The organism is Azospirillum cavernae (genome assembly GCF_003590795.1).
Classification (GTDB): Bacteria; Pseudomonadota; Alphaproteobacteria; order Azospirillales; family Azospirillaceae; genus Azospirillum; species Azospirillum cavernae.
On sequence record NZ_QYUL01000003.1, the window covers coordinates 756,031 to 767,244 of the forward strand.

General features: G+C 65.3%; 7 protein-coding genes. 5 read left to right on the plus strand and 2 right to left on the minus strand.

The features are described 5' to 3' along the window. Positions 1-68: 68 nt before the first annotated feature. The 4 genes from D3877_RS23160 (at position 69) to D3877_RS23175 (ending at position 8,175) form a co-directional block, all read left to right on the plus strand. Positions 69-764: a response regulator transcription factor gene (locus tag D3877_RS23160; RefSeq protein WP_119833101.1), complete on the plus strand. Its 696-nt coding sequence runs from the start codon at positions 69-71 to the stop codon at positions 762-764. A 176-nt stretch (positions 765-940) separates the two neighbouring features. Further along, positions 941-2,728 carry a response regulator gene (locus D3877_RS23165; RefSeq protein ID WP_119833102.1) on the plus strand — a complete coding sequence of 596 codons (1,788 nt, stop codon included), beginning with the start codon at positions 941-943 and terminating at the stop codon, positions 2,726-2,728. After that, on the plus strand, positions 2,725-5,988 hold the full coding sequence (locus tag D3877_RS23170) for a PAS domain S-box protein (protein WP_119833103.1): 3,264 nt from the start codon (positions 2,725-2,727) through the stop codon (positions 5,986-5,988). The genes D3877_RS23165 and D3877_RS23170 overlap by 4 nt, the downstream gene beginning before the upstream one ends. Before the next feature lie 129 nt (positions 5,989-6,117). Further along, entirely contained in the window at positions 6,118-8,175 is a 2,058-nt protein-coding gene (locus D3877_RS23175; RefSeq protein ID WP_147395259.1) for a methyl-accepting chemotaxis protein, read from the plus strand. A gap of 142 nt (positions 8,176-8,317) precedes the next feature. On the opposite strand, the gene D3877_RS23180 is transcribed toward D3877_RS23175, so the two are convergent. Continuing rightward, complete coding sequence (locus D3877_RS23180) at positions 8,318-8,524, minus strand: hypothetical protein (protein ID WP_147395260.1); 207 nt, start codon at positions 8,522-8,524, stop codon at positions 8,318-8,320. A 506-nt stretch (positions 8,525-9,030) separates the two neighbouring features. Here D3877_RS23180 and D3877_RS23185 point away from each other — a divergent pair. Then, on the plus strand, positions 9,031-10,455 hold the full coding sequence (locus D3877_RS23185) for a S41 family peptidase (protein WP_119833105.1): 1,425 nt from the start codon (positions 9,031-9,033) through the stop codon (positions 10,453-10,455). A 72-nt stretch (positions 10,456-10,527) separates the two neighbouring features. Here the strand turns inward: D3877_RS23185 and D3877_RS23190 are convergent. Beyond that, positions 10,528-11,214, minus strand: a 687-nt coding sequence (locus D3877_RS23190) for a PhzF family phenazine biosynthesis protein (RefSeq protein ID WP_147395261.1), incomplete at its 5' end; no start/stop codon positions are given.

Here is an 11,214-nt window from a genome sequence, read left to right on the forward strand (position 1 = left end):
TATTTAACTTTGGTGGTACACTGCCCCATCAATCAGGAAGTCGGATGCCGGGGCGGCGGAGGCGGTCGATGAAGATACTGGTGGCGGATGACCACCCCTTGTTCCGGGACGCCCTTGAGTTGTCCATTCGGCAGGCTTGGGCCGACGCCGAGATTGTTTCCATTGGATCGTTGGAGCGGTTGGGCGCGGAGCGATTCGACCTGATCGTGCTTGATTGGCGAATGCCCGGCAGCGGCGTTGGCGATCCCGTGACGCGCTTGCGCAAGGCTGGCGTCGAAGGGCCGGTGGCGGTCGTCACGGGGGCCGAGGATTTGAACACGGCGGTTGAGGTTCTTCGCTGCGGGGCCGACGCCTTCCTGCCCAAGACCACCCCACGGCGCATTCTGGCGCAGGCCCTGCGCCTTGTGGCCGAGGGCGGCAGCTTTGTGCCGAAGGAAATTGCGCTGGAGCTTCTGTTGCATCACGGCGCGTTTGCCGAATGCGACGGGGCCGGGGATGATCTTCCAGAGCAAGCCGATGGGGAGGGCGATGCGGAATCCGGGGTGTCGTCCCCCCTGACCGACCGGGAACAGCAGGTGCTCGGCATGTTGGCGACCGGCGCGACCAACAAGGAAATTGGCCGACAGCTCAGTTTGCAAGAGGTGACGGTGAAGCTGCACACCCGGCGGATCCTGCGCAAATTGGGCGCGCGCAACCGCACCGACGCGGTGCGTCGCGCCCAGGAGGCCGGGCTGCTGAACCATGGGTTGAGCGCGGCGTCCTAACGCTTTGCGCTTGCCCGATCCCCAGAACCGCCGCGTGACCGCGCCGCCAGCGTTCAAGGGTGGGGACGGTGCTTCCCCTAACTGTTGATCGTTTGTGCAAGTCGCTATGGTGATGCTTGCGCCGCGCCGAACTGGCCGGCGGTATCAAACGCTTCGTCATCAACGATGAGTGATCGATGCCTCTGACATCGCCGACCGCGCCCACCCAGACCACCGCTCTGCCACCCTGGGGGGCTTGCATCGTGGTTCCGGCCTTTTTAGCGGTTGTGGTCGGGCTGGCGACCTTGTGGCTGTCGCCGGCGCTCGTTGATCGGGCTTCGCTGGCGTGGCTGTTCGCGGCGTCGGCGGCCCTGGGCGGTTCCGGTCTGTTCGCCGCCTACGTCGCACGCGGTGAGATACGGCGGTTGGAGCGGGAACTGCGGCGGGAAAAAGCAGCGGCGGCGTGGCGGAACGACGCCGCTCAGGATGATCTTCTGGACGATGACGGCGACGCGCCCCTGGATGTGGACGCGGCGCTGTCGTTCAACCATCTGCGCGCCGCCTTCGACGCGGCGGATGAGGCGATGGTGATTCTCGACGCCGACCTGTGGGTGATCGCCAGCAACCCGGCGGCCACAAGCCTGCTTGGCGTGGCGGCGGCGTTGGACATCCGGTGGGACGAGAACATTGTCTGGCCGACCTCGATCACGCCGGTTCGTGTGCCGCTGCCAGAGGGTGGCTTGCTGGTTGTCGGACGGGATTCGGCGCAGGAGCGCCTGCGCGCCGCTCAACTCGACCACATGGACGGTGTGGCGGATGTCGCGGGCATGATCGTTCATGACGTCAACAACGCGCTGGGCGCGGTTGCCGGTTACGCCGATTTTCTGGTGGCCGACCTGCCCGCCGATTCGTCGCAGGCCGATTTCGCCACGCGCATCCTCAGCGCGACCGACCGCAGCAAGACGGCGTTGCGGCGGATTTTGTCGGCCGCCCGCAATCTTGCGGTGGACATCCGTCCGGTTCCGTCCGACGCCGTTCTGAAGGAAACCGCCCATCTTTTGCGGGATGCCGGGCGTTCCAACCTGTCGATGCGGAACGAGGCGGGCAATGTGGGTTGCCTGGGCAATGGCGGGTTGCTCGCCCGGACCTTGGCCGGGTTGGTCCAGGGCTGCGCCGCCGATCCGGTCGGCGCAGGCGCGCCGGAGGGTGGGAATGAGGGGGCCGCCGACGTTGGTTTGACCTTGCGCGCGGCGCGCTGGGGTGGCGAGGAGGACGCGCTCAAAGCTCCCGTTGGCTGGCTGTCCCACGCGATCCTGCCGCCCCATCGCCGCCCCCAGGCGCTGTTTGAGTTGCGCGTGTCGGGGCCGCCACGTCCGATGGCGGTCCTGCGTGGGCTGATCGACCCCTTGCTGGCCGCGCGGGAGCATGCCCGCTCCGGGGGGGATGACACGCCCTCGGCCTTGACGGTGGCCCGCGCGCTGGATGGCGGGTTGGTTGTATGGACTCATCCCGCCGAGGGCACGGTCCTGAGGCTGTTCGTGCCGATGGCGCCCTTGCCCCCGGCGGCGGTTCAACAGCCCGTCGCGGTGGAGTCCCGCCATGTTCTGGTGGTGGACGAGGAGCGGGAGACTGGGGATCGTCTGTCGATTGGTCTGGAGCGGCAAGGCTATGAGGTGGCGGTCTGCGAAAGCGCCGCCGACGCGCTGGAGACCCTGGTCGATGAGCCGGGTTTTTTCGACGTGGCGGTGGTGGCCGGGCCGTCGGCGGGGGGAATGTCGGGGCTTTCCTTGATCGCCCGGTTGAAAGCCTTGCGTCCCGACTTGCCGTGCATCCTTTACACGGATCAACCCGTGGACGGCGATCCGGCCCGTTTGGCGTCGTCGGGGGTTGATCGTGTTCTCAGCAAGCCGATTGACGTCGAACGGTTGGCGCGCAGCATCGCGACCCTGCTGCCCGCCCGGAACGGACCCGAGGCGTCAGTATGAGGACGCGGTCGCAACATCGCCGCTTCACCGCCGCTGTTTGGGCGGGAACCCTGGTCATCGCCTTTGGCTTGTGGTTGGCCGCTCTTTTCCTCGCCCGTTACGACGAATCCGAAGCGATGGCGCGGGCGGAGCGGGACACCGGCAATCTGGCCTGGGTCGTCGCGGAACAGACCACGCGGGCGATTGCCGAGGCCGATCAGGTGATGCTGTTCGTGATCGACGACGCGCAGCATCACGGCAATTTTGCGGACGGCGAGATCCATCAACTGATCCGCAACGCCGTGCGGCGGTCAAGCATTCTGGTGCAACTCGCCCTGGTCGACGAACGCGGGGATCTGATTCAAACCAGCGTGGAGGACGCTCCCGCGCGGGTTCATCTGGCCGATCGCGAGCATTTTCGCGTGCATGCCGCCGACCCCAACGTTGGCCTGTTCATCGGCAAGCCGGTGTTTGGACGCGCGTCGGGGAAATGGTCAATCCAACTGACGCGACGGATCAACCACGCGGACGGGTCTTTTGCCGGGGTGATCGTCGCCTCAATGGATCCGTTCTACTTCAGCCGTTCTTTGGCCAGCCTGGACGTTGGCCCGGACGGCGTCGTCTCCATCGTTGGCAAGGATGGAATTCTGCGCGCCCGCTCGATTCTGAACGACCAGATCATCGGGCAGGATGTCAGCCAATCGGCGACCTTGCGGCAAGCGGCCAAGGAGGAAAAGGGCTTCTTGCGGGTGAACAGCGCGGTGGACAACATTCCCCGTCTTCAATCCTTCCGAGTCTTGACTGATTTTCCTTTGATCGTCATCGCCGCTTTTGGCGAAGACGCCTTTCTGGCCGACACCCGGCATCGCCAACAGGTGTATCTGATCGGCGCCGCCATCAGCAATTTTGGCCTGTTCGCGCTGGCGCTGCTGGCGACGCGGCAATCGTCGCGCCTGGCGTCGTCGGCCTTGCGGTTGGCGGAGAGCGAGCAGCGGTTTCGCGATCAAGCGGAAACCGCGTCGGATTGGTTCTGGGAAATGGACGCGGATCTGCGTTTTTCCCAACTGATCGGGCCGTTGGTCCCGCAGACGTCGGATGGCGCTCTGCCCATCGGGTTGCGGCGCGACGAGGTGGCCTTGCGCGAACCCGGCGACGCCGCCAAATGGGCGGAGCATCAGGAAACGTTGGAACGGCGTGAGGCGTTCCGCAATTTCCGCTACCGGGTCAAAACCGCTGACGGGATGCGCTATTTCAGCGTCAGCGGGCGCCCGGTTTGGAGCGAGGACGGCTCTTTTCTGGGATATCGTGGGTCGGCCACCGACACGACCGAACGGGAATTGTCCGCCCTCCGGCTGCAATCGAGCGAGGCCCGCTACCGCGCCATGTTCACGTCGGTTGGGCAACCCATCGTCACCATTGATGAGGCTGGCGTGGTCGACGCCTTCAACCCGGCGGCGGAGCGGATGTTCGGCTATGCGGCCCACGATGTTGTGGGCGGGCCGATGGCCAAGCTGTTGCCGACCGCCTTCGCCGTGGCGCTCGACGGTCGGCTTGAGTTTTATCGGAGCGGCGGCGGGATGATGCCGTTGTCCGACGTGCGTGAATTTTCCGGGCGCCGCAAAGATGGCGGCGAGTTTCCGGTCGAGGTGACGCTGGCCAGTTGGCGGGATGGCGACCACCGCTATTACACGGGCGCTTTGCGCGACATCACGGCCCAACGCGAGATTGAAGCCAGCCTGCGCCAAGCCAAAGAGGCCGCCGATCACGCCAACCGCCTGAAAAACGAATTCCTGGCGACGATGAGCCACGAAATCCGCACGCCGATGAACGGCGTGTTGGGCGCCTTGGCTTTGGTCGAGGGGCCAAATCTGGACGCCGATCAACGCCAGATGCTCGACATCGCCAACCGATCCGGCAACGCTCTGCTGCAAATCATCGACGACATTCTTGATCTGTCCAAGCTGGAGGCGGGAAAGATCGAGGTTGAATGGGTCGATTTCAACATTCGGAAGACTCTGGATGACGTCATTCAACGGTTGCGCCCGACCATCGCCGGGCGGGATCTGACTCTGTCGTTCAAGGTTGACGCGGCGGCGCCGGAGACGCTGCGGGCGGATGTCCGACGGATTCGGCAGGTGTTGGGTCATTTGATCGGCAACGCGTTGAAATTCACCGATCATGGCGGTGTGGCTGTGCATGTTTCCTTGGATGACGGGGAGCGATCCGAGAGCGACTGTTGCCTGCGGTTCGAGGTGATCGACACCGGCGTCGGCATTCCCGCCGACATGCTGCCCAACCTGTTCCGCCGCTTCACCCAGGCCGACAGTTCGACCACCCGCCGCTTCGGCGGCGTCGGCCTAGGCCTGGCGATCAGCCGCGAATTGGTGACGGTGATGGGTGGGCGAATCGGGGCGCGCAGCGGCGACGGCAAAGGCGCCGTCTTCTGGTTCACCGTGCCGTGCCAGGCGGGCGGCGCGATGTCCGGGCAACGGGCCGAGGTGGCGGCGGCGTCCCCAAGCGCCCCGGCGGTCGCCAAATCCGCTCCCCGCGCGCTGCGTGTTCTGGTTGCCGAAGACAATGAAATCAACCGTGACATCGTGGTCACGATGTTGGAGCGGGCGGGCCATTCGGTGACTGCCGTCGCCGATGGGGCGCAGGCGGTTCGCGCTGTGGAGGAGCAGCCGTTTGATCTGGTGCTGATGGATGTTGAGATGCCGGTGATGGACGGCGTCGCGGCGACCCAGCGCATCCGGGCGATGTCGGGTGACGCGGCGCGCGTTCCCATCGTGGCCTTGACTGGCAACGCCATGCCAGGGCATCAGGCCGAATATCTGGATGCAGGGATGAACGCTTATCTGAGCAAACCCATCGTCACCGCCGATCTGTTCACCCTGCTGTCCACTCTCGCCTTCCCGTCCTTGTCCAATCAGGCCGATTCGTCGGTCGGAGACTTGTTGGATTGGCCCCACGCCACGTCTCTGCGTCGGGCGGTGGGCGAGGAGGCGTGGACGCGAGCCACCGCCACGTTTGCCAGCGCCGCGCGACAATGCGTCGTGGACATTCGAATGGCGGTGGATGGCGGCGCGGTCGAATTGCCCAGCTTGGCGCACACTTTGAAAGGAACGGCGGCCAACATCGGGGCGATGCGCCTGAGCCATCTGGCCGCTTCGCTGGAAAACAGCGGCGATCACGAGGAGCAGGCTGGATTGCTGGCGGATCTTGAGGTCGCGCTGGAGGAAACCCTGTCGATTCTGCGCGACCATCCGCCGCCACAGGCGTGATGAGGGCGCAAATTTTGCCTTTTCAGTGGGCATGTCTGTTATGAAAAGGTAGTTTGGCGGCAATGTTTTGTTGCGATCATTGATCGTTCGTAAACATACGACACAGTTTCACTGGGTGTGGCGGTTTTTATGAGCTTTTTGCACGTCATTTCGATCCGGGCGAAGGTCGTCGCGGTGGCTGTTTTCGTGTTCACCGCTGTCGGTGTCTCCTCCTTCCTGACCATGCGGGACATGGAGCGGCAAACCGCGCATCTGACCGAGATTCAGCGGGCGACCGACGACGTGGTCGGACGCGTGGTTCCCTTGGTCTCGGCGGTGGCGGAGATCCGATACGACGTGGCCCAGACCCAGCAATGGCTGACCGACATTTCGGCCACGCGCGGGTTGGACGGGTTGGACGACGGCGAAAAGAAGGCTGCCGATTACGCCCGATTGTTTGACGAACACACGACGACCGCCGCCCGGTTGGCGCGGGAACTCGGCCTGTCCGACGTGATTGGGCAGGTCGAAGAGACCCGGCGCGCCTACACGCCCTTCTACGAGATGGGCAAAAAGATGGCCCGCGCCTATGTCGACAATGGTCCGGCGTCGGGCAACACGATCATGGGCAAATTCGACAGCGTGGCCGACGCCATGGGCGACAGCCTGGAAAAGCTGGGCGGCAGCGTGGTCGCGGTCAGCAGCGCCAAACTAACCGGCCTGACCGGATCCATTGCCCATGTCCAGGACGCGTCCAGCGGTCTGCGTCTGACTTTGATCGGCGCCGGCCTTGCCATTGGGCTGATGGCGGCGGCTTGCGTGGTGTTCCTGGAAGCGGCGATGATCCGCCCAATGGAGCGGCTGCGCCGGGTGATGGTCGATCTGGCCGACGGCAAGCTTGAGGTGACGGTTGGCCTGGAGGAGCGCCGGGACGAGATCGGCCATATGGCCGACACGGTTCGGGTGTTCCAGAGCGGCGCCCAGGAAAACGCTCGGCTGCGCGCGGCGCAGGAGGATCTGCGGCGGCGCGGCGAAGAGGAACGCCGTCAGGCGCTGGAGGCGATGGCCGACAAGGTGGAGCATGAAACCCGCCTCGCCGTCGATCATGTCGCCGAACGCACGACGATGATGAGCGGCAACGCCGGAGCCATGTCGGATTCGGCGGTGCAGGTCAGCGACAACGCGCAGAACGTCGCGGTGGCGGCCCAGCAAGCGTTGAGCAACGCCGAAACCGTCGCCGCCGCCACCGAAGAACTCTCGGCGTCCATCGGCGACATCGGCCATCAGGTGGCCAGCGCCGCTTCCGTGACTGGGCGCGCGGTGGACCGTTCCGGGGTGGCGCGCGCCACCATTGAAAAGCTGTCGGCGTCGGTGGAGCGGATTGGTGCGGTGGCCCGCCTCATCAACGACATCGCCAGCCAAACCAATTTGTTGGCGCTGAACGCCACCATCGAAGCCGCCCGCGCGGGAGAGGCTGGGCGCGGCTTCGCCGTGGTGGCGAACGAGGTGAAGAATCTCGCCAGCCAAACCGCGAAATCCACCGAAGAAATCGGATCGTTGATTGGCGAGGTCGAAAGCGTCACCGCCAGCGCCGTCAGCGCGGTGTCGGAGGTGGCCGACACCATCCAGGAGGTGGCGACGATTTCCTCATCCATCGCGGCGGCGGTTGATGAGCAGGCGGCGGCCACCCATGAAATCGCCCGCTCGGTCGCGCAGACCAGCGACGCCGCCAAAGAGGTGTCGTCGCGCATTCGCCGGGTGTCGGCGGAGGCCGAGGCGACGCAAAGCCGCGCGGGCGAGGTTCGCTCCATCGCCAACGAGGTGGCGGGCGGCATCGACACGCTGCGCGACGTGCTGATCCGGGTGGTCCGCACCTCCACCACCGATGTGGACCGCCGCCGCCGCCCACGCTTCGCCGTGTCGATGGGGTGTGCGGTTGAGTTGGCGGGCCAACCCGCCGTGCGCGCCAAGCTGGCGAACCTGTCCTCGGGCGGCGCCATGCTGGTGAACGGCCCGGACGGGGTGGCGGGCGGCAAGCTGGCGTTGCGGATCGACGGCCTGTCCCGCGCCTTGCCCTGCCATGTCAAATCCTGCGAGCATGGCCGGATGCATGTGAAGTTTGAACTGTCGCCGACCGAGCAAGAGGCGGTGGACCGCGAGATCGGCGGGATGACCCGTGGCTTGACCCCGCTGGAAAACGCCGCCTGATCGCCGGGCGCTTGCGCCGACAATCAAGAGGACGGGCGCTTGCGCCCCCAATCAAGAGACTGTGTGGACAATCCCGTTGAGCGCGTCGCCGTTCAGCGGGATTTTTGCGTTCAGTCCCTGTCGTGTTCAGTCCTTGGCGCCTTCAGTCCTTGGCGGCCAGCAACCCTTGCAAGCGGGCGAAATCCACATATTGGCGCGGCCGGTCTTTCAACAGGTCGGGCGCCGCCTGGGCGTTTTCCGTCGCGCATTCGGCCACGTAACGGGCCAACAGATCGCGCATGACTTCGGCCAACGGCGTTTGCCGCTGCCGCGCGTAATTCTTGGCCGCCATCTTGATTTGGTGGTCCACGCGCAACGAAATCGTCGCCTTTCTTGGATGAAATGAATCTCCAATCATGATGAACACCTGTCAGCTCTGCCGATCCACCATGATTGGATATTTCAGATCTGGCGTGGATACAAGGAGCGCCGGGAAAGAGGGCGTTCTTTTCTGGGGATGATCGGGTGTGCATTTCTGTGAATTGGTGTGGATAAGTGAAAGGCCGTTTTTCTTCTCCACAGAATCTGTGGATAGATGTGTGCGCAATCCGCGAACAAGGATCCCGCCGCCCTTGGGAATCGCGCGTGCCGCCTGTGGATGAGTGGCTTTGCTCAAAAAATAGGCATATGTGGAGCGGGCTGCGGCGATCTGGTCTGTTGGCGGGTGGGGTGGTTGGGACAAGCGTGTGGTTGCGAGGGCTGGACTTTGAGAATGGCGGAGCGACGTGTTAGGGTGCGCTCCACCCGAACCCTCTGGTAACGTGTGCGATGCGAGTGATTCAGTCGGGTTTCCCGGCCTGTCGAGAGGGGCTTAGGATGGCGAAATTGCTGGCGGCCTTGCTGCTGATGATGGTGGCGATCGGGCCAGCTTGCGCGGTGGCCCCGACCAGCCGGGCCGACACCAGCGCCGCATTGGATCGTTACCGCGCCGAATTCGCCAAGGCGCGTGGCTTTGGCGCGCTGTCCACCGCCGACCGCAATTACGTCCTGTTCGCCGACGCCATGCGCCGGGTGCTGACCGAGCATGTGAAGCCCTATGACCCGCAGGTTCTGGTCGACAAGGCGCTGGTCGGGCTGACCAAGAAGAAGACCGAGAATCCGCGCGCCACCGACCGCGCCCTGACCGAAGGCGCGCTGGACGGCATGCTGGGCACGCTGGACCCCTATTCCAGCTTCCTGGACGCCGAGCGTTACCGCTACCTGCGCGAACAGACGCAAGGGGAGTTTGGCGGGCTGGGGATCGAGGTGACGATGGACGAGGCCAGCGGCCTCATTCGCGTCGTTTCGCCCATCGACGGCTCTCCCGCCGCGCGGGCCGGTCTGCGCAGCGGCGATTTGATCGCCAAGATCGACGAGTTGGTGGTCAAGGGCCTGAACCTGCAAGACGCGGTGGCGCGCATGCGCGGCCCGGTTGGCAGTTCGGTGGCGCTCACCCTGCGCCGCCCGCCGACGCCGGATGCCACGACCCGCGTGTCGCTGACCCGCGCCATTGTGAAAATCCACCCGGTGCGCTACCGGCTGGAGGGCGAGGTCGCTTACATCCGCATCGCCACTTTCAACCAGCAGACCACCTCGGCGCTCGAAGCGGCGGTGGAGGACATGCGGCGCCAGTCGGGCGGTCATCTGACCGGCGCGGTGCTCGATCTGCGCAACAATCCGGGCGGACTGCTCGATCAGGCGGTCAGCGTCGCCGACCGTTTCCTGGAGGCGGTGGACATCGTCAGCGTGCGCGGTCGCGACCCGGACGAGGCGCGGACCTACCATGGAACCTCCGGCGATCTGCTGCCGGGGCTGCCGGTGGTGCTGCTCATCAACAGCGGGTCGGCGTCGGCGTCGGAGATCGTCGCCGGGGCCTTGCAGGACCATGGCCGGGCGCTGCTGTTCGGCAGCCGGTCCTACGGCAAGGGATCGGTGCAGACGATTTCCTCGCTCAGTTCCGACACGGGCATCCGTTTGACCACGGCGCGCTATTTCCGCCCGTCGGGCGCGCTGGTCGATTGCTTTGGCGTGTCGCCGAACATCGAGGTCAAACCGGCCAATGGCGCCGGCGAGGAAACCCATCCCGATCCGGCCACCTGCGACCAAAACGCCCCGCCGCCGCCGCCGCCGCGCGTCTGGAAGATGGACGACATGTGCCCCGACGTCGCCAACGGCACGCCCAAACCGGATTCGGATCGTCCATTGGAATGCGCTGTGGCGGCGATCCGCACCAAGCTGACCGGCACGCTGGCCGGGCGCTGACACGCTGACAACAAAAGGGCGGCCACCCAACCGGATGGCCGCCCTTTTTCATGGGACGCGCATTGCCGCCGGTCAGACGGTGATGACGCCTTCCAGATACAGCACGCCTCTGCCGCCGATCTTCACCCGGTCGCCGACCAGCTCGCAGGCCAAATCGCCGCCACGGGCCGAGACTTGGCGCGCCGACAGAACGGTCTTGCCCAGCTTTTCCGCCCAATAGGGGATGAGCATGCAGTGGGTGGACCCGGTGACGGGATCCTCCGGGATGCCCTGGGCCGGGGCGAACAGGCGCGAGACGAAATCGACGCCGTCGCGGCCCGGCGCGGTGACGCACACCGCGAAGCGGTCCAGTTTGCTGAGCGCCACCATGTCGGGGGTCAGCGCCCGCACCGTCGCCTCATCCTCATAGACCACCAGATAATCGCGCCCGTCGAGGATCGCCAGCGGGGTGGGACCGCCAAGCGCCGCGACCAGATTGGCGTGCGGGGCTGCGGCGGGAGCCGCCGGGCGGCTGGGGAAATCCAGGGTGAAGACGTCGCCGTCGCGGGTGACGGTCAGGGTTCCGGCCTGGCGGGTGACGAAATCCATCCGCGTCCGCCCCGGCTCCAGCAGGGTGGAGATGACGAAGGCGGTGGCCAGGGTGGCGTGGCCGCACAAATCGACCTCGACCGCCGGGGTGAACCAACGCAGCTCGAACACATCGTCGTTGCGCAGGAAATAGGCGGTTTCCGCCAGATTGTTTTCCGCCGCGATGGCCTG